Below are 22,882 nucleotides of genomic sequence, written 5' to 3'. Positions count from 1 at the left end.
CCTTGCCCCAGAGGATGGAGACTTTGCCTCTGCTCCCCTGGAACCCCCTCGCGGCCGCGGCGTTACGGCCGGGACAGCTGGGGGCCCCACCCGTTCGGCGCAGGCTGGAGATCCTGGAGGAAGCCGAAGGCAACCCCTTGGCCCTCGTGGAACTGAGCCGCCGTATGCCCACGCCCTTCCGAGCGGGAGGTGCCGACGGTGCTCCGGTGCGACGCCCGCTGATGGCACACGCCTTCGCGGCGCGACTCGACGCGCTGCCCCCCGAGACGGGACGTGCCCTGCTGTACGCCGCGGCCGCGGTGCCGGGGGAGAGCATCGCCGTCCTCATGGCCGCCCTGGACACCGACGACGTCGCGGTGTGGGCGCCGGCGGAGGCGGCTGGTCTGGTCTCGCTGATGGAGGACCGCCTCGTTTTCCGGCATCCGCTGGCGCGGTCGGCCGCGTTCTCGCGGCATCCGGCGGGCGAACGGCAGCAGGCTCATCTGGACCTCGCCGAGGCCGTGACGCGGCCGGAGAGCAGAGCCCGCCACCTGGCCGGCGCCACCTTGCGGCCCAGTGAGTCCGTGGCCGCCGAGCTGGAGGACTCCGCATGGCGGCACGGCGACGTGATGGGCACCGCGTGCGCCCTGGAGCAGGCGGCCCGGCTCAGCCCGCAGCGGCGGGAACGCGCACGTCGCCTGGCCGAAGCTCTGGTGGCAGCGCATGCGGTGGGGGATCCCGGCTGGGTGAGGGACCTGTACGGCCGGTTCGTCCAGGACTCGGGAGATCCGGAACTCGTCTGCGTCGCGGCCGGTGCCCTGGCCTCGATTCTGTCGCTGGGCTCTTCCCAGCGGGAGGCCTTCGACGTCCTGGTCAACGCCGCGGAGCACTTTCCGGCGGTCGGCCGGTCCGCCGCGCTCACGTTGACGGCGGTGGCGGCGGGCATTGCCGTCCAGTCCGGACTGCCGGAACACCGGGCCGGCCTGTCCATGCTGCTCGACCGCGCCCGGAAGACCGACTGTGCCGGGGAGACCGACCGTGTCGACCGGCCCCGGCCCTCGGTGACGGGGCTTCGAGGCCGCCTGGACCGGCCGGACACACAGCAGGCACTGGACGCGCTGGTCACCGCGGTGGTCCGGCCGCAGGCCGCGACCGGCTTGCCGGCGAGCCTCGGTCATCCGCACGGTGCGCCGCTGGACGGTCTGGACACGCCGGCCTGCCGCGTGGCGGTCCTCTCGGTGGCCTACCTCGCGGACGAGGCGGACGTGTGTCTCGGGCAGTTCCGCGAGGCCGACGCCCAGCTCAGGACCGCTCGTGCCTTCGGTATCCGCGGCTGGACCGTCCTTGCTCTCGCGGAGACCTTCATGGGCATCGGGTGGTTCATCGAGGCCGAGGACTTGGTCCGGGAGGCCACGGCCGAGGCCGCGGTGCTGCGCCTGCCACGCCTCCAGGCGGATCTGGAGGCGCAGGCTCTGGCCCTGCAGGCGCTGCGCGGAACCGTCCCGCCGGAGCCCTGGCTCACCCCCTCGATCTGGCGCGCCGTCTGCCTGAACGAGAACCGGGCCACCCACGCGCGCCTGCTGCGCGCTCGGGGACTCGCCTCCATCGCGCTCGGGGACTGGGACGGCGCCTGGCGACACCTGCGCGAGCTGTTCACCGCCGACGGTTCGCCGTCGCACCCCGTCCTGTCGCCCCGGAGCGTCGCCGAACTCGCGGTCACGGCCCGACGCACCGGGCGCACGGCCGAGGTTGTTCCGATCCTGGTGCGCGTCCGGGCGGAGCAGGGGGATCGCCCGAGCACCAGGATGACGCTGCTCCTGCACCATGCCACCGCCCTGGTCGACCCGGACGAGGACGCCGAGCAGCACTTCCACCTCGCCCTGGCCAACCACGAGGCGGACCGGTGGCCTTGGGAACGCGCCCACGTCCGACTCAACTACGGCATCTGGCTGCGGCGCTGCCGCCGGATACGTGAGGCGCGTCAGCAGCTGACCACCGCGCTGGAAACCGCCGAACGTCTCGGCGCGGGCGCCCTCGCCGCGGCCGCGGCCCGCGAACTGCGCGCCAGCGGAGCGGCACCCACCCCCGACACCGCGGCTCTGCTGGAGGAGTTGACGGCACAGCAGGGGCAGATCGTCCAGCTGGCCGCGCGCGGCCTTTCGAATCGTGAGATCGGTGAACAGCTCTTCCTCTCGCCACGTACCGTGGGCTACCACCTGTACAACGTCTACCCGAAGCTCGGCATCAGCCGCCGCCAGCAACTGCGTGACCTCCTCCAGGACAGATGAGGCGCAGACCATCCGGTTCCGTGCGGACCTGCCGGCCAGCGGCGCGGCCCAGCCGGAGGGGAGTGCGTGATGCCGGGAGTCTTCGGGGACCGAGCCGGTGGTGACTCCCCCGCGACCTTCCTCCTCGACCCCGTGGTGCAGCGCGTCGTCGCCGCGTCCGCCACGCCTCCGTCCCTCGACGACCTCGGGCCGGAGACGGCTCGGCAGGCGCTGCGGGAGACCCAGGTGGACCGTTTTGAGGACTTCGACGTGGAAGCGGTCTACCGCGTGGCTTGCGTCGGTCCCTCCGGACTCGTCGGGTTCTGGACCGTCCGCCCGGCCGGTGCGACCGGCCCGCTCCCCGCGCTGTTGTACCTGCACGGTGGCCGGTGGACGCTCGGCGAGGCGCAGACCCACGCCCGCCTCATCAGCGAGCTCGTCGACGGCGCGGGGGTGTGCGCCGTCGTCCCCGAGTACAGCCGTACCCCCGAGGCCCGCTATCCCGTCGCGCTGGAGGAGTGCTACGCGCTGCTGGCCTGGGCGGTCTCCCGGGCCGACGAACTCGGCCTGGACGCGGACCGGCTGGCCGCGGCGGGCGACTGCGCGGGGGCCACGCTGGCCGCCGCGGTGACCATGCTGGCGAAGTCCCGGGGCGGGCCACGGTTCAGCGCACAGTTGCTCTACTACCCGCTCACCGACTCCCGCTGCGACAGCCCCTCACAACGGCAGTTCGCCACCGGATACCTGCTCACTCGCCAGGCGCTGCGCGCGTACTGGGCGCGCTACGTCACGGACCCGGCCCTGCGGGACGAGCCCACCGCCGCACCGCTGCGGGCGCGGAGAGAGGACCTGGTGGGGCTGCCGCCGGCGCTGGTCGTCACCGCCGAGGCCGACGTGGTCCGGGACGAGGGCGAGCAGTACGCGCGCAACCTGCGTGCGGCCGGCGTCGAGGCGTCGGCCGCACGGTTCCTCGGCACGATCCACGACTTCGTGGCGCTGCACGCCCTGCACAGCAGCGCGCCCACCCGGGCAGCTCTGGTGACCGGTTGCGCTTTCCTGCGCGCCCGATTGCGCTGAAGGGCGCGGAACGGGCACGGTGACCAGTCGACCGACTGATGCGCCGGCCAGTACGGCTACAGCATGCTCAGACCATGCCAACCGTGATCGGCTCCTTCGAGGAGAGACGCTGGAGTCCGGATTCCGGCGCGAGCCGAACCCAGGTGCTGAGCACGCGCTCGGTTCCGCCGCGCGAGAGCCTGGACTTCTGGCACGACGCCGTGCTCGCGACCTTGGTGGGGATGGACATCGCCACCGACGGCCCGACCTATGACGCGGCCCTGCGTACCGACCACCTGGGGAACCTGCGGATCACCACGGTGGAGTGCGACCCGGGTCGCGTCCACCGGTCGCCGCGCTTCATAGCCCGCGGCGACGGGCGGGACGTCTTCGTGGCGCTCCAGAGTGGCGGCCGGGCCCAGGTCGAACAGGACGGCCGTACCACCGAGTTGCGGGCCGGCGACATCGGGTTCTTCGAGACCGTTCGGCCCTTCCGTACGACGTTCCCGGAACGCTTCCAGTTGAAGATCTTCGCGGTCCCGCGGAACCTGCTCGGGCGGTCGGAGGCCGATCTGCGGCAGCTCACCGCGCGGGCCGTGCGCCCGAGCGGCGGCTTGCCCGCCCTGCTCACCCCGTTGCTGGAACGGCTGGCGGACGCCTCCGAGGCATACGCGACGCCGGTGGGCGAGCGATTGGCCGAGGGTGTCCTCGACCTGATGGCGGCCACGGCGGCGGACCGGCTGGGCGAGGATACCGCCGTCCTGCCGGGTGCCGACCGGGTCCTGCTGCTGCGGATCAGGACCTTCATCCGCTGGCACCTGTCGGACTCCGGTCTGACCCCCCGGGCCGTCGCCCAAGCCCATGGCATCTCCGTCAGATATCTGCACCGGCTGTTCGAGACCGAGGACACCACCGTGTGCCAGTGGATCCGCGAGCTGCGGCTGCACGAGTGCCGTAGGGAACTCGTCGCACGGGCACCGGGATCGGTCAGCCTGGGCCAGGTCGCGCGACGCTGGGGCTTCACCAGTCCCGCCCGGTTCAGCAGGGCCTTCCACAGCTCCTTCGGCCTGTCTCCCACGGACTGGCTCGACCGGGAGCGTGCAAGCCGTGGGACGGGAGAAGTGCCGTGCTGACCGGATCACTGACTATTCCCGGCCAAGGGGCGTCCTTCTCCACCCGGAGCCTCGCTCCCAGGGACCGCACCGCCGCGTGGGAACGCGTGCTGTCACAGGTCTTCGTGGGTCTCGAGGTCGCCGTGGAGGGTGGCCGTCCGTGGGTGGGCGAGCTGACTGCCGAGCGCCTGGGCGCGCTCCAGATCGCCACCGAGGAGTTCGGCCCGGGAACGATCCTGCGCAGCGCCCGCTCGGTGGCCGCAGATCCCAGCACCCACATCCTCGTACGTCTGCAACTGGATGGCACCGCAATGCTGTTGCAGGACGGCCGCACCGCCGAACTCCGGCCCGGCAGCCTGGCGTTCCACGACGCGCGGCGCCCGTACCGGATCGTGCTGCCCACGCGGCAGCGGGCCCGGATCCTCATGGTGCCCCGCGCCCTGCTCCGGCTGGAGGAAGGACAGCTGGCCGCTCTGACGGCAACCGTGGTGGACGACGCCGGGGAGGGAGCAGCGGCCTTGCTGCTGCCGCTGCTGTGCGGGCTCGTCGACGAGATCACGCGGACCCATGCGACCAGACGCGACCACCTCGCCCGCATCGCGGCGGAGATCCTGGCCATTCTGGCCCTGGAGCAGGTCAGCAGTCGGCCCGCGCCTGCGCTGTGGGAGCGGATCACGGCATTCGCCCAGGCCCGGTTGCAGGACCCCGGACTCACCCCTCAGAGCATCGCCGACCAGCACAGCATCTCCCTGCGCTACCTGCACCGGCTCTTCCAGTTGCAAGGCACCACCGTCAACGCCTGGGTGCGGACGAGGCGGCTCGAGTCGGCGCGCGAGGAACTCGCCCGGGCCGGCGCGGCCCACACGTCGATCGCGGCGATGGCCGCCCGCTGGGGTTTCACCAACCCCTCCCACTTCAGCCGGACGTTCCGCGAAACGTATGAGATGTCGCCGGTGCAGTGGCGCGCTGCGCACCTGGGGACCTGACACGCGGCCGGCACTGTTCCCGGAATGGCAAGACCCCGGGCGCTGCCGGCATGATCGCTCCCGCGCTCGGCGCCTACCTTTCGCGGTATGCGGTTCCTGCGGAAAGGAACGGAAATGAAGCGCAGAGCGATGGCGTGGATGCTGCCCGCCCTCATGGTGGCACTGAGCGTGGTGGGATCCGGGGCACCGTCCTCGGCTCAGGACGAGGCGGCCGCTGCGCCGGCTTCGACCACGGCGGTAGGTCCCCAGTACGACACCACGCACGTCTATGTCACCCCCAAAGCGGTGGACGCGTTCGTCGCCGGCTGGGGCGCGACCTTCGGCGGTACCCACACGGCCAAGATCCTCACGACCGTCACGCCGACGCCCAGCAAGACCGAGTCGGAACTGGTGATGTCGCCCGTCGGCAACCTGTCCGTGTTCGACTTCCGGACGCCCGCCCCGTACCCGTTCGGCGCCGAACGGACGGGCTGGCTCATGAGCGACTTCGACAAGGGCGTCCGACTGGCCAGGCAGAGCGGGGCGCAACTGGTCGTCGCGCCCTTCGACGACCCCATCGGGCGGGACGCGATCGTCCAGTTCCCGGGCGGCATCAACGCCCAGCTGTACTGGCACACCACGGCGCCGTCGTACAAGCCCCTGGAATCCGTGCCGGACAACCGCGTCTACCTGACGCCCGACTCGGTGGGCCGATTCCGTGGCTCCTACCTGCGGTTCACCGGAGGGCGTGTCGTCTCCGACCGCCGGGCGGCGGACGGCGGTGACATCGGCCTGCCCAAGGAGACATATCGCCGGATCGCCATCCGCTCCCCGTTCGGCTGCACGGTCGTGAGCGTCACCGACGGCCATCTTCCCTACCCGTTCGGGCGGGAGACCACCGGTTACGCGGTGAAGGACCTCGTCGTGACACTGCGGAAGGCCGAGGCGGCGGGTGCGAAGGTGCTGTGGGGCCCGTACACCGGCGACGGCCACTCCAGCGCCATGGCGCAGTTCCCCGGCGGTTATGTGGCCGACCTGCATCAGGACAGTGGTCACAGGTGACCGACGGGACGATGGGGGACGACGTCTACCAGCCGGACGGCTCGGAGATGCAGGACGACGCCGGCCTGCTGGACGCGTCGGACCGGCCGGGCCGAATCCGGCTATGACGTGGAGACTGATCTCGGCGTGGAGCCGCGTCAGCGTAGCGGCTCAGCCGTTCGTCCAGCTTTCCAGGCCTTTCTCCGTCTTCACCGGCACCCCGGCCCGCGTCGGTCTCGGGCGTTCCACGCAGCGTCGGCTCGCCCCTGGCGACGAACCGGTCGGCTCCATCGAGGGCATCGGCGAACCACGCCGGCGGTTCGCCGGCTGAGCACACACGTCGAGTCTTCACAACGGAAAGGAACACCGCCATGTCCGCAGCCAAGCGATGGTCACGGACCGGCCTGCACAGCCGTGGCGGCGACCCTCACGGTTACGTCACCGGCGCGGCGACCGCCGCTGCCGGCCCGGTCTCGGACGCACGCTTCCTCGCGCATCTGAACATGACCGACGGGCAGCGACCGGAGAACATCGCCCTGGAGCCTGGCGGCAGCGCGGACGTCACCTTCGCCTTTTCCCGCCAGGTCGCCCGTCACCCCCGACGGCCGGGCGCACGTCCTGGCAACCCTGCCGGCACCCCGGGCCGGGTCCGTCACCCCGGTCCTGACCTCGCCGTTCCTCGGCGCTATCGTCCGCACTCACGACGGGACGCTGTACTTCCTGTACGCCACGGGTACCAGCGACCTGACCGGGGTGTGGCGCCTGCGCCCCGCGGGCACCCCGCAGCGCATCGCCGCGCTTCCGGCCGACGGCCTGCCCAACGGCCTGGCACTTGGCTTGCTGTATGTAGCCGATTCGGCCCTCGGCATCGTCTGGCGGGTGCCGACTGCGGGCGGCACGCCCACCCGGTGGGCCGCCGCCCCCGAGCTGCGGCCCACCGGATTCCTGGGTGCCAACGGCATCAAGATCTACAACGGGGCGGCCTGGGTGTCCAACCTGGACAAGGGCACCGTGCTGCGCATCCCCCTCACGTGCCACGGCAGCGCCGGGCCCGTCGAGACCGGGGCCACCGGACTGGTCGACATCGACGACTTCGACTTCACCGGCGCCGGTGACACCCTGCTTGCGGCGATCAACAAGGGCAACGAGGTCGTCCTGGTCAGGCCCGACGGCAGCCACAGCATCGTGCTGACCGCCGCCGACGGGCTGCAGAACCCCACCGCGCTCACCGTACGGGGCGGCACGGTGTACATCGCCAGCGGCGCCTACTTCACGAACAGCGACCCCAACGTACTCGCGGCCCACATCGACCACGGCAAGTGGCGCAAGGAACCGATGTGATGGGTGATCAGGCAACCGCGGGCACCAACGATTCCGACCCCGACGCCTTCCCGGTCGTGCCGGTCCGGACCTTCGAGGAGCTGCGCGTCGCCGAGGTCTTCCGCGCGCCCAGCCGGACCCTGACGGATGCCCATGCCGCGACGTTCCAGACCATCTCCGCGGACAACCAACAGCGATCCGCTCGACCCCGCCACCGTGGCATTCCCCTTAGCACGCACCGGTGAACGTCGGCGCTCCGGAGTCCCGCCATGGCAAAAGCGGCAGCTCAACGCGCATGAGGTAGCTGGGGCGGGCTACCCGGGGCAGACGTATGAGGCCCTCGCACGGCGGAGCTGCGCCACTCGGCGGGGGAAACCCCGTAAGCGGCCCGGAACACCCGGCTGAAGGGGGAGGCACTCGTGAAACCCCAGCGGTGCGCCACCGCGGCGATGGTCAGCCCCGCCGCCTCCCGGCGGGACAGCGCACGCCGGCACTGCTCCAGTCGGCGCTGCTGGATCCACCGGCTGACCGTTGATGTTCTTCAGCTGGTACAGCTTGTGCAGATAGCGCACGGCGATGTGGTGGGCCCGGGCGATGGCCTCCGGTGTCAGGCCCGGACCGGCGAGGTGCCAGTCGATGTACGCCCGGATCCGAAGCAGCGACTCCGGCGCGAGTTCGCCACATCGCGTGAACGCAAGAGATCCGGACCGGCCCGGCTCGCACGGGCGTGCTCGTGAGATCCGGGCCGGTAGTCGGACGGCAGGTTCAGCGGGCGCTCGCCCAGGCGCGCTGCGCCCAGTCGGCGAAGCCGGTCCAGCGGATCTCCGGGTGGGCATCGTGGAGTGCGGGGATGTCGACGCGGTAGCCGGGGCCGTTCAGGAACGTCCACATCGCATGCATGTCCGGATTGCCGATGGCCGTCAGCGGTACGCGCTCATGGCGGACTTCCCGTCCCAGCGCGGCACCGAGCGCAGCCGCCATCTGTGCCGGAGTGGGGGCGTCGGAGGCCAGTTCGAAACGCCGCCCGACATACGGAGCAGGGTTGAGCAGCACTTCCGCCGCGAACGCGCCGAGGTCGGGGCGGGCGAGCTGCTGCAACGGCCGATCGGGCGGCAGCGGCAGATCGAGAACACCGTCGAGGATGCGTTCCGCTCCGCCGAGTGCGTTGTCGAAGAAGTACGTCGGTCCCAGGATCGTGTACGGCACATCACCCGCGGTCAGTTCCGCCTCGATGCGCGCCTTGCTCTCGAAGTGCGGTACGCCGCTGTCCTGGTCGGCCCCGGCGACCGAGCTGAACACGAGATGCGGGACGCGCTCCTGCGCCGCGGCGGAGAGGATGGCACGCCCCTGGCCCACCTCCGCCTCGACACCGGCCTCGAATGGCGTGGTGAACGCGAAGACACCGGCCACCCCCTTCATGGCCGCGGCGAGCGACCCGCGATCGCTCAGGGAACCCGCCACCACGTCGACGTCTCGGCCGGCCAGTTTCTGCGCGGCACTGCGACCGGGGTCGCGGACCAGCGCCCTGATCCGGGCCCCGCGGGCCAGCAGGGCGTCGATCACGGCCCTGCCCTGCCCACCGGTTGCTGCAAGCACCAATACCGGTTCATCAGCCATCGAAGAACTCCTCTCCCAGCAGAGGGCACCGGATCGGCAGCCGGCCCCAGTGGTCATCATCCGTGCCGGACGACGGCGCACGGCGCCGACGCGCGGGAGCAGGGCACTGGAGGGCACGTCCCGGTGCGCTCACAGTCACGACGGTCGTGCACCCGGCGCCTGGCGTTCCCCACTGCACACGATTGCCGGAAGAAGAGGGGCCCATGCAGTTCGGCATTCACGGCCTCGTACAGCGAGCTGTTCAAGTTCTTCTTCGACTGATCGATCCGGACGCCCTCACCGGCAAGTCGGTCCTGATCGCGGCGATCGGAGGCACAGCCCGCCATTCCCTGGTCCTGGAGCACGCGCGGCGCCCGCTGTTCTCCCACCTGCGGGCGGCTGTCGTCCCCACCGCGGTGTACGCGGCGTCCGAGGACTGGGGATCGGGCGGTGACGCCTGCACGGAGGGCCTGCCCGCGCGCGTCCGGCGGGCGGGCGGCGAGCCGGCCGCCCGTCCCTCCGAAGCGGTACCCGAGGACGACGTCACCGCGCTCGAAGGGCAGTTGTCCGACCTCTGCTTCGACTGAGGCCGGCCGCCACAGGCCCCGCCGAGCCGCCGCCGGCCCCGTCCCCGCCTCGCCCGAGGCGGACGACCGCGGTCGGCGGCCGGGCGGGCAGGCCTAGGTCCTGCTCCTGCATCGCGATCACCACCGAGGTCTCGGGCAGTGTCCGGAACAGTGCGTCCAGCAGCGCCTCGGCGGTGGGCCGGTCCAGGCCGGCGGTGGGTTCGTCCAGCAGGAGCACCGGGGGGCGCCGCAACACGGCGCGTGCGATCGCGAGGCGCCGCCGCTGCCCCTGGGACAGCAGACGCCCGCCGGGGCCCACCGGGGTGTCGAGCGGCAGCGCGGAGAGACCGACCACTTCCTGTACGGCCCGCAGGGTGGTGGTGTCGGCCGAGGGGGCGGCTTGACGGAGGTTGGCCGCCACCGTGTCGTCGGCCAACCAGTCGTCGGCCTCCACCAGGGTGACCGTCTCGGCGACGACCCGGGCCGGCAGCTCGTGCACCGGTGTGCCGCCGAGGAGGACCGTGCCGACAGGGGCCGGTATCCGTCCGGCGAGCTGTCCGAGCAGCGTCGACTTCCCGCTGCCGTTGGGGCCGGTGACCAGCACCAGGCCGGGGCCGGACAGGGTCGTGGAGAGGGTTGCAGGCGAGCCGGGAAGCGGCAGTCCGTCTGTTTCCAGGACGTGTGAGGTCGGCCGCTGCCGACCCGCGGGTGGCTCCTCGGCAGCGAGGGGCGCGAGGCGTCCGGCCGCTTCGCCCGCCTGGGTCAGCAGGTGCAGCAGCCGGGGCAGCCGCTCCAGCAACTCCCACCCCGCGGCCATCAGCAGCACCTCGCCCACCACGGAGGCGACCGGCTGAGCCGGGGCCGCGCACAGGGCGATCACCAGCACCGACGACTGGCCGACGGCGGCCAGCAGGCGCAGCGCCAGACGTCCCAGCCGTTCGGCTCGGGCGGCGGCCCACTCGGCGGATTCGACAGCCGCCATCGCGGTCGTCGCCGACCGTCGCGCCTGTGGTACGGCGTCCAGGCAGCGCAGTTCGTCGAAGGCGGCCCGGCTGCCGAGCAGCACGGTACGGAGCTCGGACCTGGCCTCGGCAGCGGTGCCCAGATGGGCTCGCGCGCGGCGGTGGGCTCGCCGGGCGCAGACCAGCCCGGCCGCCCAGACGACCAGCTCGGCCGCCCCCAGGAGCGGCATCGCCCACAGCAGCAGGATCTCGATCAGGCACGCGGTGGTGACGGCCGCCGCGAGCGGTGCGCAGACGTTCGCGGGCAGACCCGCGACGGTCTCCACGTCGGAGGTGAGCCGGGCGAGCAGTGTCCCGTCGCGTTGTCCGCGCAGCTCACGGGGGGTGAGCCGGGCGGCGCCACGGGCCAGCCGGGTGCGCAGCGTCACGGAGGCGGACAGCAACGTCCGGTGGCTGACCAGGCGTTCGAGGTAGCGCAGTCCGGTGCGGGCCAGGGCCAGCGTCCGCACGGCACCCGAGGGATACATCCAGGACCAGGTGGTGTTGGCCTGGAGGGTGACCACGGCACAGGTCGTCAGAAACCATCCGGACACGCCGAGGAGTGCGGCACCGCCGAGTTCGGCCGCGATGGCCAGCAGCGTGCCGGTCAGCAGGGCGCGGCGCGGAGCCGCCATGCGCAGCAGACGCCAGGCGCCGCTCCCGTTCATCGGACTCTCCCGTGCCTCAGTGTGATGACCTGGTCCGCCAGCGGCAGCAGCGCCGGACTGTGGGTGGCGAGCAGGACCGTACGGTCGCGGGCCAGCGTCCGCAGCGCCGACAGGACCCGCGCTTCCGCCTCCGGGTCGAGGTGCGCGGTGGGTTCGTCCAGACACAGCAGGGGCGCGTCCCGCAACAGCGCCCGGACCAGCGCCAGTTGCTGGGACTGGCCGGAGGACAGGCCGGTGCCGCGTTCGCCGAGCGGCGTGTCCAGGCCCTGGGGCAGCGCGGTCAGAAGGTCTTCGAAGCCGAGGGAGGCGATGGCGCCGAGCAGGTCGTCGTCGCTCGCGGTGGGCCGGGCCAGGAGAAGGTTCTCGCGAAGGGTGCCGGGCAGCAGGTGCGCCGGCTGGCCCACCCAGGAGACCCGGCCGGGATCGGCGGGGACGGCCCGTCCGTCCAGCATGTGGAGCGCCCGTCCCTCGTGCGGGGCGGACAGACCCGCCGCGACGGCCAGCAGGGTGGACTTGCCCGCCCCGCTCGGTCCGGTGACGGCGAGACACCGGGCCGGTGCGAGCTCCACACCGACCCGGTCCAGAGCAGGTGCCGTACGCCCCGGGTGACGGATCGTCACGGCTTCCAGACGTACCCCGGGAGGCGACGCGCCTCGGACCGGCCGGAGCGGCACGGCCGACGGCAGGTCCTTCTCCTCGGGAGCGTCCAGGAACGGGGCCAGCAGCTCGGCGGCGGCAGCGGCCCGGGCGCGGGCGTGGTAGCCGGCGGCCAGGTCCCGGGCCGGAGCGAAGTAGGCGGGTACCAGAACGAGGACGAACAGCGCGGCGGACAGGCTCATGCGGTCCGGGACGACGGGCAAGTGCAGATAGTCGAGCAGGACCAGGCCGCAGTAGGTCGCCACCACGGCGAGGGTGCCGGTGATGAGCAGCTCGACCCACGCGGTCGACAGAAAGGCGATCCGCAGCACCTTCTCGGTCCGCCGGGCGACCTCCCGGTCGTCCCGCTCCAGGGCACGGGACGCCTCGTCGTGTGCGCCGAGCCCGACCAGGGTGGGCAGCCCGCGCAGATGGTCCAGCAGCCCGGCCTGATGGGTGCGGATCCCGGCCAGTTGGGCGCGGACGGCGCCCTGTGTGCCGAGACCGATGACCTTCAGGTTGGCCGGGAGCAACGGAGTGGCGGCCAGGACGAGCAGGGCGACGAACCAGCTGCGGCAGGCGATGGCGGCCAGGACGAGGCCACTGCCGAGCAGCATGGTCGTCCGTGCGGGCACGTACCCGGTGAGCCAGTCGGTCAGCTGGTCCACCTCGCCGTCGACGGCCCGGTCGGGTGCCGTCTCGCCCAGGTCGGTGCGGGCCGGTCCGCGGGCGGGCAGTGCCGTCTCGACGATCCGGCGGCGCAACGTCTCGCGTACCATGCGGGCGCCACGGGCGGCTGCCGCGTCACCTGCGGCCAACAGGCCGGCGCGCAGGGCGACTCCGGCCGCGGTCAGCAGGGCGGGCAGCACCAGGGCCGTCGCGGGCACCTCGCCGTGCAGCGCCGACAGGCCGCGTTGCGCGCCCCAGGAGAGCCCGCCCGCCCACAGGACCGTGCCCGACTGGGCCGCGCCGCGCAGGATCCCCGCGCGACGCAGCTCGGGCCGGGCGACCGCCGCCCAGGCCTTCAGCCTGGCGGGCGCCGGATCGTCGGTCCGGTCCGCGGCCAGCTCGTCCAGCAGTACGGCGGTGCCGCTCACGAGGTGGTCTCCGCCCCGGTGTCCGCGTCGAAGTATCCGGCGCGGCCGTCACGGCGGTCGCCGACGATCCAGGCGGCCAGTGCGGTGCAGCCCAGCACCGTGACGCCGATCGGTCCGATCAGGTGGGAGACGCCGCCGAACACGTCCTGGGAGAGGCCGGTGGCCAGGACGCCGAGCACCGTCAGCAGGACGCGTCGCACGATCGTCCGCGGTGCGCCGGTGGACGCCGGTGCGGCCGGAAGCGAGCGGCCCCGGGCGGGCAACGGCGGTGCGGGGTCCTCCACCGGATCGCTGTACTTGCCGCGGAAACTTCGCCACGCGTAGATGTTGTAGGCGAGGACGAACGGCATGCACAGGCCGACGCCGAGGACCAGGAACAGCTGGGAGGAGTGTGGGCTCGCTGCCTGATGGACGGTCAGGCCGGGCGGCACGACCACCGGCAGGGAGACGGCGGCGAGTCCCAGGAGCCCACTGGCGGTCATGGTGGCCACGGCCGCGAACGGCCGCCAGTCGGGGCTGCGGCCGAAGCCGTGCCAGGCGACGGCGCCGGCCACGGCGGCGACCCCCACCGCGAGCCAGAACAGCACGGCCCGTACCGGCTGGCCCGGATGAAACTGCTGCGGGTCGGCGCCCGGCAGCAGCAGGCTCAGCGCGAGCGCCATGACCACGGCGGCCAGCAGCAGGGACCGTCCGGTGCGCCGGACCCCCGACCGCGACCACCCTTCGGTCCTGTCCTGCAGCCAGGCGGCCCCGGCCAGCAGGTACACGACGACCAGACCGAGGGCGCACAGCACACCGTAGAGGCTGAGCCAGTCGAAGGCCCCGCCGTGGAAGGCTCCGTCCCGCTGCTGCGGGCCGGTGAGCACGGCACCGAGGACGAGGCCCTGGCACACGGTGGCCGCGAGCGAGGCCCCGCCGAACAGCAGCGCCCAGCCCCGCCCGTAGCGGCCTGCTGCGCTGTGCATCTCCAGGCCCAGTCCGCGCAGGATGATCGAGACCAGCATGACGATCAGCGGCAGATAGACGCCGGGCAGCACCACGGCGTAGGCGCCGGGCAGGCCGGCCCACAGGACCACGCCGACCAGGATGAGCCAGCTCTCGTTGGCGTCCCAGGCGGTGGCGACGATCTCGCCGTATTCCCGCCGGCGCTCGGGCCCGGCCGCCAGACTGAGCATCCCCACGCCGAGGTCGTAGCCGTCGAGGACGACGTACATGCCGAGCGAGAAGAGGACCAGGGCGTAAGCGGCGTACTCAAGCAACGAGGGCCTCCGGGACGTCGGGCGAAGCGGGGCCGGTGGGCAGTGCCTCGGGGCCGGCCTTGACCGTACGGACGATGTAGCGGGCCCAGATGGCCAGCAGGGTGACGTAGAGCAGGACGAAGCCGGCGAGTGTGGCGGCGACTTCGGGTGTGCTGAGGTGGGAGACCGCGTCAGCGGTGCGCAACTGACCGTAGACGACCCAGGGCTGGCGGCCCGTCTCGGCGACGATCCAGCCGCCGGTGATGGCGATGATCCCGGCCGGGGTCATCCACACCATCCACCGCAGGAAGCGTGGCGAGTCGTACAGGCGCCGGCGCATGCGCAGGACCACGCCCGCGAAGGCCGTGCCGAACATGAGCAGCGCGGTGAAGTACATGGCGCGGAAGCCGTAGAAGGTGGTCCACATGTTGGGGCGTTCGTCGGGCGGAGTCTGCAGCAGTCCGGGCGTTGTCGTCCTGCCGCTGAGGTCCTGGGCGATGACCGAGCCGAGGTAGGGAATTTCGACGTGCAGCCGGTTCTCGCCCTTGTCCGTGTCGGGGACGACGAGCAGGTTGTAGCCGTTGCTGTCGCTCTTCCAGTTGCCCTCGAACGCCTCCAGCTTGGGCAGCTGGTGCTGTCCCATGAAGACGGCGGTGCCGTCACCGACGTACAACTGCACCGGCATCAGCACACCGAGGACGCCGAGGGCGATGGACAGACAGCGGCGGGCCATGGGCTGGGCGGAGGACCGTTTCTTCACCAGGTACCAGGCGGAAATGCCGCCGACGAACCAGGCGGAGCTGATCAGCACGGCCAGCAGCATGTGCGGGAAGCGGTGGGCGAAGGCCGGGTTGAGCAGGATGCCGATCCAGTCCTTCGCGTGGAACTGGCCGTCGACCTTCTCGTAGCCGACCGGGTTCTGCATCCAGCTGTTGGCCGACAGGATCCAGGTGGTGGACAGCAGGGTTCCGAAGGCGACCATCCAGCCGGCCAGGGCCATGGTGCGCGGGCGGATCCGTCCGTCCCCGTACAGCATCAGGCCGATGAAACCCGCTTCCAGGAAGAAGGCCGTGATCACCTCCATGCCGATGGTGACCCCGATGACCGGACCCACCGCGTGGGCGTACGTGCCCCAGTTCAGGCCGAACTCGAAGGTCATCACCGTGCCCGCGACGACGCCCAGGCCGAACCCGACGGCGAAGATCTTCTTCCAGAACCGGAAGATCTGCAGGTAGAGGGGATTGCCCGTGCGCACGTAGACCGTATAGACGACTGCGAGCAGCACGGAGAGCCCGACGGTGAGCGCCGGGAAGGTCATATGGAAGATCGCGGTGATCGCGAACTGCCATCGGGACAGTTCGACGACGGTGGACGAAGCCATGGGCACTCCAGGGGAGCAGCGATGTGACGGGCGTCAGGCGCGGGCCGGGCCTCCGGACCGCGCCCGGGGCGGGGACACGCACCGCATGAGCGGAAGGGGGCGCGGCCCCCCGCAGCCCGATGCCGTAGGGGCGTCCGCCCGTCCGCTCGCCCGACGCTGCGCACCCTCTGCGTGCCGTGCGGACGGCTCAGGCGCGCACCAGCGGGGTGTCGACCAGGTGCTCGGCCAGGAACCATGCCTGCAGTTCGCCGGTGCGGACGATCTGCGAGACCAGCAGGTCGTTGGTGCCGTCGTCGCCCAGCTCGGCCGTGCGGGCGGCCGCGTCATGCGCATCCGTGAGGATGATCTCGTGGGCTTCGAGCAGCCGCGAGAGCATGGCCGGTACCTCCTCCACACCGTCCGGCGGGCGCGGAATCGACGTGATCCCGGCGACGTGCCGCGGATCGCCCACAGCGACACCCCCCAGCGTCTGGACACGCTCGGCGAGGGCGTCGACGAGTTCCAGTTGCTCTCCCGCGTGCTTGTCCAGGAGCAGGTGCAGCTGGTAGAAGGTCGCGCCCCGCATGCTCCAGTGGTGCTTCTTGTAGAGGCCGTAGAGTATTTGGGTGTCCGCCAGCACCTTGTTCAGGCGCTGGGAGGAGTACATGCGCGCCTCGTAGGACAGAGCGACGGGGAACTGCTTGACGGTCCCGAACTCCTGGATGACCGAGCCCTTCTGGTGCAACCACGGCTGGCTGCTCGTGGGCTGGGAGCTGGTGGTCATGGCGTGCCTCCTGCGATGTCGTGCCGAAACGTGCGCGGTCGACGCTAGGGGCCGAACCGCCGGCTGCGTTGTCCGCGAGCGCACGCGTAGGTGCCCCTCAGCGCACCGGATCCGGGCGGGGCGGACGTGGCCCGATCCGGCGGCGGGGCAGGCCGGGCGGTCACTCGCTGCCGGCCGTGTGCTGTTCGATGACGCGGTCGAGATCGGGGTGACGGTGCTCGGTGCCCGGCGGCACCAGCGCGTCGGCGCGGTGCACAAAGGCCGAGACCTCACGGGCTGCGGCGTCGAGGACCGCCGCCCCGTGCCAGGTCCTGAGCAGGACGCGGACCGCGTCCGGATGGCAGCGGTATTGGGGGATCGCCGGCCACGGTGACAAGGATCGTCGTCGTGAGAACGATCGGGGCTTCGTGCGCGGCGCCGGCAGGAAGCCGTCTCATGCCGCCTCCCTGTCCGCGACTGTTCTGTTGCCTTCCTCGGCCGGGTTCCGGCGACCGTACAGCGGGTCCGGAGAATGGTTTGCCGACGAGCGCACGAGGTGTTGTCGGTCGAAGAGCGTGTCGAAGAGCTTGAGAGAGCAGACCGTGCAGTGTGGAATTTCCTGAGCCGGAGTCATGGGTCGCGGTCACGAGGATAATGTCAAATCCCGGGGGAGTGGCAAACCTCTTCCGGCCTCAACCGAAAGGACACCCGATGAGCCAGTTTTCCGTCGCTCCGGTCGTCGGGCGCGTAGATGCGGTGAACCGCTACTACATCCTGGTCGACGGCGAGCGCACCGGGCTGACCGCCTACCGTGACCGCGGGGAACAGCGCGTCCTCCACCACACCGAGATCGATGACGCCGTCGCCGGACAGGGCCTGGCCTCCTGGCTGGTCCAGGAAGCTCGCACCGACGTACGGAACTCCGGGAAGCGGATCGTGCCCGTGTGCCCGTACGTGGCCAAGTTCTTGAAGCGGCATGAGGAGTTCGCCGACATCACCGACCCCGTGCGGCCCGACGTCCTGCGGTGGCTGGACACGGAACCGGGCTGACCGCGCACCTCTTCTGTCCCCGGAGTGCACAGGGCCTGCCTGTCGCTCGCTCTGCCGCTTCTCCCGCGGCTAGTATCCGAGCAGCTGAATTCCACCGGCGTGCTGTTCCATCGAAATGGCGTCGGAATGGCGGCAGTTCCCGCAAAGACACGAACGGGGTGTTGTTGTGGAGCAATGGACAAGGCGTGAGGACGAGCGGCTGCTTTCCGGGAAAGGCCGGTATGTTGCCGATATCCGCGTTCCTGGATGTCTGGACGCGGCATTTGTGAGAAGCAAGCTGGCCCACGGCGTACTGCGCGCCGTGGACTGCACGGCGGCCCGGGATGTGCGGGGGGTCGTGGGAGCCTGGTCGGCCGCGGACCTGCCGGATCTTCCACCGGTTCCGTACACCCTGCTGGCCAGGCTCTCCACGGAGGACGCCGTCGCGGGCCGGGAGTGGCCGGCCCTCGTGACGGACCGGGTGCGATATCCGGGCGAGGCGCTGGCGGTCGTCCTCGGGGAGGACCGGTACCGGGCCGAGGACGGGGCCGCCGAGGTCACCGCCACGATCGATCCGCTGCCCGCCGTGGTGACACCCGCCGCGGCGCTGGACGACTCCGTCCGGCTGTTCGACGGACTGAGCAACGTCGCCCTGCGCGGCGAGGCGGGAGAGCCCGTCGATCCGTCCGTCTGGCAGGACGCCGCCGCCGTGGTCGAGGCCGGCCCCGGCACCCCGCTGGGCGCCAAGGGCGCGGGGGAGTCGGGCTGCATCGGCACCCCGGCCGCCATTGTCAACGCCGTGGCCGATGCCCTGCGGATCGCCGATCCCGGCCTGCTGCAGACGCCGCTCACCCCGGACAGCGTCTGGCGGGCGGCGCAGGCCCCGAAACATGAGGAAGGCGTCCGGTGAAACCCGCATCCTTCGACTATGTGGTTCCTCGTACGGTCGCCGAGGCCGTCGAGGCACTCGGCGGCACCAGGCGCAAGGCCCAGGTGCTCGCCGGAGGACAGAGCCTGATCCTGGAGATGCACCTGCAGCGCATCCGCCCCGAACTCGTCGTCGACATCAACCGCATCCGGGAACTGGACCGCATGAGCGTCGAGGGCGACGAACTGCGCGTGGGCGCCCTCGTCCGCCACGCGGCCTTCGAGCCGGCCGGTGCCGTACCGGGCCCGCTCGGCACCCTGCTTTCACGGGCCGTGGTCAACATCGCCCACCCGCCGATCCGTTCTCGCGGGACCATGGCCGGCAGCTTCGGCTGGGCCCATCCCGCCTCGGAATGGTGCGCCATCGGCGTCGCCCTGGACGCCATCGTGGAGGTGACCGGCCCCGACGACGCCCGCGCGATCCCGGCCGGCGACTACTTCCTGGGGCCGTACCGCACCGCACGCCGGCCGTGGGAACTGATCACCGCCGTACGGCTCCCGCTGCTCGGCGAGCACACCGGGGTCGGCTTCATCGAGCACCGCCGTACCCACTTCTGCTTCGCCCAGGTCGCCGTCGCGGCCGCTCTCACGGTGCACGACGGAGTGATCGGCGACGCGCGGATCGGGCTGGTCAACTCCGCCGACCGCCCGGTACGGGCCCGTGCCGCCGAACGCACCCTGCTCGATACCGAAATCGGCCCGCTCCCCGCGGGGCGGCGGCTGCCCGACGACCACCCGTTCGCCCGAGCCGGCCGCGTCGCCGCCCAGGCGGACGCCGCACCGCTCGCCGAACCGTACGCCGACGTGGAGTACAAGCGGCAGGCCATCGCCGTCCTGGTCGGCAGAACACTCCGCGAGGCGGCGCTCGATCTGCGCGCACGTCTCGCCGCACGCGAGGGGGACCACCGATGAAGATCACGCTCACTGTGAACGGAACCGCACACCGCCTCGACGTGGAGCCCCGGCGCCTGCTCGCCGACGTCCTGCGTGACGACCTGGGCCTGACCGGTACGCATCTGGGGTGCGAGCACGGCATCTGCGGGGCCTGCACCGTGCTCATGGACGGCGAGCCGGTCCGCGCGTGCCTGGTGCTGGCCGTGCAGTGCGAAGGCAGCTCCGTTCGTACGGTGGAGGGCCTCGCGGGACCCGACGGCGAACCCCACCCGCTGCAACGTGCCTTCTCGGCCGAGCACGCGCTCCAGTGCGGCTTCTGCACACCCGGCTTCCTCATGGTGGCCGCAGGAGCGCTCGACACCGATCCCGACCTCGCTGACCATCCGGAGGCCATCGCGGGCGTTGTCGGCTCCAACATCTGCCGGTGCACAGGCTACGAACCCATCCGACGCGCCATTACGCGCGCGGCCCAGGAACAACGGGAAACCACCGCCTGACAGTGAGGATGTAGATGGCACCGCTCGGGGGTCTGACCCTCCGCCTGACTGACGCTCCGGCTGTCCTTGGGCTGAATCGTCGATACCCGGGGACGCGGGTTGCCCGGCGGAACATGGACAAGGGGAACAGAGAAGGGGTCTTCCATGTCTCACGCTTCCACCGTCGCTGTTCTGGGAGCAGGCGTACTCGGCGCCGCGATGGCGATGCGTCTCGGAGATACCGGCCACGAGGTACGGCTCTGGAACCGCACGGAGGAGAGGGCCCGTACGGTGGCGGAGCACGCTGCCGGGGTCACGGCGGTGAAGACGGTGGGCGATGCGGTTTCCGGCGCGTCCGTCGTCATCACCGTGCTCCGTGACGGCGATGCGGTCGCGGAAGTCATGTCGGATGCCCTCGGTCGGCTCGAAAACGATGCTGTCTGGGTGCAGGCGAGCACGGTAGGGCCACGGCACGCCGGCCTGCTGGCCGGTCTGGCCCGTGATCACGGTGTTGCGTACCTCGACGCACCCGTCTCGGGAAGTACCGCTCCCGCTCGGCAGGGCAAACTTGTCTGGCTGGCAGCCGGCCCCGAGGACGTCCTTGAGCGGGCGCGTCCCGTGCTCGACGATCTCGGCTCGTCCGTGCTCCACGTCGGAACAGGGGTCGAGGGCAGCGCCGTCAAGCTTGTGGTCAACGCGTGGATGGCTGCCTCGACGGTCGCCATGAGCGACGTCCTTGCGCTGTGCGACGCGCTCGGCGTCGATCACACGACGTTCGTCCGGGTGCTTGAGGCCGGCCCGCTCGCCATGCCGTACGAATTGCAGAAGGTAAGCGTCATGGACGATGCCTCGTACACGCCCGGATTCGCGGTGCAACTCGCCCTGAAGGACATCGAACTGGCCGCGGCGGCCGCCACCCCCACCCCTCTGCTCCAGGTCGTCCGAGACCGCCTCGAAGCGACTGTCGCAGTCGGCCACGACAACGACGACCTCGCCGCCGTCGACTACTTGAGGAACCCGCCGTCGTAGTCCTTGGATGCTCGGCGATCCGAGGATCAGTAACGATGTCACCCGGCCTCCCGACGCGGGGCGCAGGGGACAACCGGTTCCCGTGAGCCGGCTCGTCGGCGTGCTGTGGGCATCGCGCGCACCGCGCACCGCGCTCAATGTGATCCGCCGCAGTGTCGGGCGCGCTGCTGCCTGCCCCGCTCGGGGAGTACGGAGGTCTCAGGCACCGGAGTCCGGGGTACCGGTGGCCGCCTGATGCGGTACCGCAGGTCCGGACCTGGTGTCGAAGGCATGGGTCACCTCGGGGAGGGTTTTGGGCGTGAGCAGTTCACGAGCCCTCTCCTCTTGGCGGCGGTCGGTGGCCGTCAGCCGGACGTGATGCCGGGCGAGGTGTTCCGCCCAGGAGGAGACCAGATAGGTCTCGACGAAGCGTTCCGGGTCGTTGCCGTCCTGGTAGAGGCCCCAGGTGAGGGCTCCCGTACGGCGTCTGGACCGGGCCACGTGGTGCATGCGGTCCGTGAACTCGGCCCGGTTGTCCGCGGGGACCCGGTAGGCGACGGATACCAGGACCGGGCCGTCGGCCTCTCCCGGCGCCCGGAAGACACGTGCCGCGAGCGGTGCCCACGGGGAGTCGGTCTCTGCGGGTGCTGATGACGACGGTGTGCTCTTCATGCTTGTCCAGACCGGGTGCGGGGTGGGCATGGTCGGGAGTGACCGTAGGGCCCGACGGCGGCAGGTTCTTGACCAGGAACGCACGGGTGTGGTCCAGGAGCGCAGTGACTCCCGTTCGGGGGCCTTGCGTGCAGGGCCGGGGGTGGAGGACTGAGGAGGACGAACCGGATCTCGATGTCCGCCGGCACCGCGAGGTCCGCGTAACACCCCTGTCGCAGAACGCCCTTGACCTCCTCCTCGCCGGTCAGCTCGACGCCGGCCCGGGTGAATGACCTGAGCGCCGTCTGCCGGTCGACCCGATTGCTCCTGGGGCGCAGCACGAGGTCTCCGACGGTGCGGCCGCTCACCGGTCGAGTGCAGGGCCACCCAGAGGATGTAGGTGGACACCTGGGTGGCGTGCAGCCGGAATCCACAGTCGCTCTCCATGAGACGACGGACCGCCTTCTCGAACTCCGCCTTGTAGTAACCGAGTTCCGGACGCGGCTGGTTGAAGTTCTCGAAATCCGCCATCCAGTGGATTGTGGAGCAGGGCGTCGGCAAAAACCTCGACGGTTCGCGGCTGGCGGTGGCAGGCGACTCGGTCGGCGGCAACATGACGGCCGCGCCCACGCTCACGGTCGTACTCGTCTCCGGCCCGGGAGAGTGGCAGGCCCGCACTGTGTGCGAGCTGACGAGGAACCTCTGGCGCGATGTGCTACGGGGTGAGCCAGTTGCGCAGGAGTCTGCTCACGGTGGGCATCGCCACGCACGTCATCAGCACGTTGACGACGCAGGCGACGATCGCGCTGCTGAGCAGGAGCGGGAGCGCGGCCAGGCGTGGGATGAGGAAGAGGCTGCCGAGCACGGAGATCGGGTAGATCGCCAGGGTCGCGCTGATCTCCATCTTCCACGGGGGCGGTGCGGGCCGTGTCGAGCCCGGCTTGGCGAACCAGGTCTCCATGCCGGTCGGTTTGCGTCGGGCGATCGCGGTGTGGTGGTGTCCCTGGCAGCCGGCGAATCAGGCCGCCCGCTCGGGCGAATCCTGCCAGGCCCGGCAGGCCTCCGCGTCCCGGAAACGGTGGACGAGGAACCAGGGGCGTCGCCGCCGAAAGGGAGGAAGAGTCCGTATCCCTGGTGGCTGGGGAAGGTGGCCGCGCTGTCGAGGATGTCCTTCGCCCACGACTCGGAGGCGGCTTCGTGACCGGGCTCCACCCGGCGGGCGATCACACGGG

The 22,882-nt window shown here is 71.3% G+C and carries 23 protein-coding genes and 4 pseudogenes; 16 read left to right on the top strand and 11 right to left on the bottom strand.

Annotated features, from left to right (window positions below; translation table 11 throughout):
- Positions 1-206 precede the first annotated feature (206 nt).
- The 9 genes and pseudogenes from ACZ7IB_RS41620 (at position 207) to ACZ7IB_RS41580 (ending at position 7,985) form a co-directional block, all read left to right on the top strand.
- Positions 207-2,267, top strand: coding sequence for a LuxR C-terminal-related transcriptional regulator (locus tag ACZ7IB_RS41620; protein WP_470919963.1), 2,061 nt, complete (start codon positions 207-209; stop codon positions 2,265-2,267).
- 69 nt (positions 2,268-2,336) lie between these two features.
- On the top strand, positions 2,337-3,323 hold the full coding sequence (locus ACZ7IB_RS41615) for an alpha/beta hydrolase (protein WP_470919961.1): 987 nt from the start codon (positions 2,337-2,339) through the stop codon (positions 3,321-3,323).
- Between the two features lie 74 nt (positions 3,324-3,397).
- On the top strand, positions 3,398-4,435 hold the full coding sequence (locus ACZ7IB_RS41610; RefSeq protein WP_470919960.1) for an AraC-like ligand-binding domain-containing protein: 1,038 nt from the start codon (positions 3,398-3,400) through the stop codon (positions 4,433-4,435).
- Complete coding sequence (locus ACZ7IB_RS41605) at positions 4,429-5,400, top strand: helix-turn-helix domain-containing protein (protein WP_470919959.1); 972 nt, start codon at positions 4,429-4,431, stop codon at positions 5,398-5,400. Before ACZ7IB_RS41610 ends, ACZ7IB_RS41605 begins: the two co-directional genes overlap by 7 nt.
- Before the next feature lie 114 nt (positions 5,401-5,514).
- Positions 5,515-6,441, top strand: coding sequence for a glyoxalase (locus tag ACZ7IB_RS41600; RefSeq protein ID WP_470919957.1), 927 nt, complete (start codon positions 5,515-5,517; stop codon positions 6,439-6,441).
- Positions 6,442-6,452: 11 nt separating this feature from the next.
- A pseudogene (locus ACZ7IB_RS41595) lies at positions 6,453-6,524 on the top strand (DUF5709 domain-containing protein); the annotation flags it as partial.
- A 20-nt stretch (positions 6,525-6,544) separates the two neighbouring features.
- On the top strand, positions 6,545-6,751 hold the full coding sequence (locus tag ACZ7IB_RS41590) for a hypothetical protein (RefSeq protein WP_470919956.1): 207 nt from the start codon (positions 6,545-6,547) through the stop codon (positions 6,749-6,751).
- Positions 6,752-7,173: 422 nt separating this feature from the next.
- A complete protein-coding gene (locus ACZ7IB_RS41585) occupies positions 7,174-7,761 on the top strand; it encodes an NHL repeat-containing protein (RefSeq protein WP_470919955.1) in 588 nt (195 codons plus the stop codon).
- Positions 7,761-7,985, top strand: a complete 225-nt coding sequence (locus ACZ7IB_RS41580; protein WP_470919953.1) for a hypothetical protein — start codon at positions 7,761-7,763, stop codon at positions 7,983-7,985. Before ACZ7IB_RS41585 ends, ACZ7IB_RS41580 begins: the two co-directional genes overlap by 1 nt.
- A gap of 41 nt (positions 7,986-8,026) precedes the next feature.
- Here ACZ7IB_RS41580 and ACZ7IB_RS41575 read toward each other — a convergent pair.
- Positions 8,027-8,399: pseudogene (locus tag ACZ7IB_RS41575) on the bottom strand (helix-turn-helix domain-containing protein); the annotation flags it as partial.
- A gap of 106 nt (positions 8,400-8,505) precedes the next feature.
- A complete protein-coding gene (locus ACZ7IB_RS41570; protein ID WP_470919952.1) occupies positions 8,506-9,357 on the bottom strand; it encodes an NmrA/HSCARG family protein in 852 nt (283 codons plus the stop codon).
- A gap of 216 nt (positions 9,358-9,573) precedes the next feature.
- Here ACZ7IB_RS41570 and ACZ7IB_RS41565 point away from each other — a divergent pair.
- A pseudogene (locus ACZ7IB_RS41565) lies at positions 9,574-9,923 on the top strand (NAD(P)H-dependent oxidoreductase); the annotation flags it as partial.
- Here the strand turns inward: ACZ7IB_RS41565 and ACZ7IB_RS41560 are convergent.
- The 6 genes from ACZ7IB_RS41560 to ACZ7IB_RS41535 all read right to left on the bottom strand — a co-directional run bounded on the left by ACZ7IB_RS41560 (position 9,880) and on the right by ACZ7IB_RS41535 (position 17,062).
- Positions 9,880-11,571, bottom strand: a complete 1,692-nt coding sequence (locus ACZ7IB_RS41560; RefSeq protein WP_470919951.1) for an ATP-binding cassette domain-containing protein — start codon at positions 11,569-11,571, stop codon at positions 9,880-9,882. The pseudogene ACZ7IB_RS41565 and the gene ACZ7IB_RS41560 overlap by 44 nt on opposite strands.
- Positions 11,568-13,304, bottom strand: coding sequence for an ABC transporter ATP-binding protein/permease (locus ACZ7IB_RS41555; protein ID WP_470919949.1), 1,737 nt, complete (start codon positions 13,302-13,304; stop codon positions 11,568-11,570). Before ACZ7IB_RS41555 ends, ACZ7IB_RS41560 begins: the two co-directional genes overlap by 4 nt.
- Positions 13,301-14,563, bottom strand: coding sequence for a cytochrome d ubiquinol oxidase subunit II (locus ACZ7IB_RS41550; protein WP_470919947.1), 1,263 nt, complete (start codon positions 14,561-14,563; stop codon positions 13,301-13,303). The genes ACZ7IB_RS41555 and ACZ7IB_RS41550 overlap by 4 nt, the downstream gene beginning before the upstream one ends.
- Entirely contained in the window at positions 14,556-15,923 is a 1,368-nt protein-coding gene (locus ACZ7IB_RS41545) for a cytochrome ubiquinol oxidase subunit I (protein WP_470919945.1), read from the bottom strand. The genes ACZ7IB_RS41550 and ACZ7IB_RS41545 overlap by 8 nt, the downstream gene beginning before the upstream one ends.
- Before the next feature lie 187 nt (positions 15,924-16,110).
- Positions 16,111-16,686 carry a Dps family protein gene (locus tag ACZ7IB_RS41540; protein ID WP_470919944.1) on the bottom strand — a complete coding sequence of 192 codons (576 nt, stop codon included), beginning with the start codon at positions 16,684-16,686 and terminating at the stop codon, positions 16,111-16,113.
- Positions 16,687-16,846: 160 nt separating this feature from the next.
- A complete protein-coding gene (locus tag ACZ7IB_RS41535; RefSeq protein ID WP_470919942.1) occupies positions 16,847-17,062 on the bottom strand; it encodes an SsgA family sporulation/cell division regulator in 216 nt (71 codons plus the stop codon).
- Between the two features lie 314 nt (positions 17,063-17,376).
- On the opposite strand from ACZ7IB_RS41535, the gene ACZ7IB_RS41530 reads away from it, so the two are divergent.
- The 5 genes from ACZ7IB_RS41530 to ACZ7IB_RS41510 all read left to right on the top strand — a co-directional run bounded on the left by ACZ7IB_RS41530 (position 17,377) and on the right by ACZ7IB_RS41510 (position 21,020).
- Positions 17,377-17,715 carry a GNAT family N-acetyltransferase gene (locus tag ACZ7IB_RS41530; RefSeq protein WP_470919941.1) on the top strand — a complete coding sequence of 113 codons (339 nt, stop codon included), beginning with the start codon at positions 17,377-17,379 and terminating at the stop codon, positions 17,713-17,715.
- A 265-nt stretch (positions 17,716-17,980) separates the two neighbouring features.
- Entirely contained in the window at positions 17,981-18,604 is a 624-nt protein-coding gene (locus ACZ7IB_RS41525) for a hypothetical protein (RefSeq protein ID WP_470919939.1), read from the top strand.
- A complete protein-coding gene (locus ACZ7IB_RS41520) occupies positions 18,601-19,533 on the top strand; it encodes an FAD binding domain-containing protein (RefSeq protein WP_470919938.1) in 933 nt (310 codons plus the stop codon). Before ACZ7IB_RS41525 ends, ACZ7IB_RS41520 begins: the two co-directional genes overlap by 4 nt.
- Positions 19,530-20,012 (top strand): (2Fe-2S)-binding protein, encoded by a 483-nt coding sequence (locus tag ACZ7IB_RS41515; protein ID WP_470919937.1) that lies wholly within the window; start codon positions 19,530-19,532, stop codon positions 20,010-20,012. Before ACZ7IB_RS41520 ends, ACZ7IB_RS41515 begins: the two co-directional genes overlap by 4 nt.
- A gap of 144 nt (positions 20,013-20,156) precedes the next feature.
- Complete coding sequence (locus ACZ7IB_RS41510; protein WP_470919935.1) at positions 20,157-21,020, top strand: NAD(P)-dependent oxidoreductase; 864 nt, start codon at positions 20,157-20,159, stop codon at positions 21,018-21,020.
- Between the two features lie 198 nt (positions 21,021-21,218).
- Here the strand turns inward: ACZ7IB_RS41510 and ACZ7IB_RS41505 are convergent, their stop codons facing one another.
- Together ACZ7IB_RS41505 and ACZ7IB_RS41500 are read right to left on the bottom strand one after the other, a co-directional pair.
- Entirely contained in the window at positions 21,219-21,671 is a 453-nt protein-coding gene (locus tag ACZ7IB_RS41505; RefSeq protein WP_470919934.1) for an MFS transporter, read from the bottom strand.
- Entirely contained in the window at positions 21,668-22,174 is a 507-nt protein-coding gene (locus ACZ7IB_RS41500) for an amidohydrolase family protein (RefSeq protein ID WP_470919974.1), read from the bottom strand. Before ACZ7IB_RS41500 ends, ACZ7IB_RS41505 begins: the two co-directional genes overlap by 4 nt.
- Positions 22,175-22,182: 8 nt before the next feature.
- On the opposite strand from ACZ7IB_RS41500, the pseudogene ACZ7IB_RS41495 reads away from it, so the two are divergent.
- A pseudogene (locus ACZ7IB_RS41495) lies at positions 22,183-22,284 on the top strand (alpha/beta hydrolase fold domain-containing protein); the annotation flags it as partial.
- Positions 22,285-22,365: 81 nt separating this feature from the next.
- Here ACZ7IB_RS41495 and ACZ7IB_RS41490 read toward each other — a convergent pair.
- Positions 22,366-22,611 (bottom strand): putative antibiotic biosynthesis monooxygenase, encoded by a 246-nt coding sequence (locus ACZ7IB_RS41490; RefSeq protein WP_470919975.1) that lies wholly within the window; start codon positions 22,609-22,611, stop codon positions 22,366-22,368.
- Between the last annotated feature and the right edge of the window lie 271 nt (positions 22,612-22,882).

This window comes from Streptomyces sp. NPDC037301 (assembly GCF_055602785.1).
This window is presented reverse-complemented; position numbering and strand designations above follow the sequence as displayed.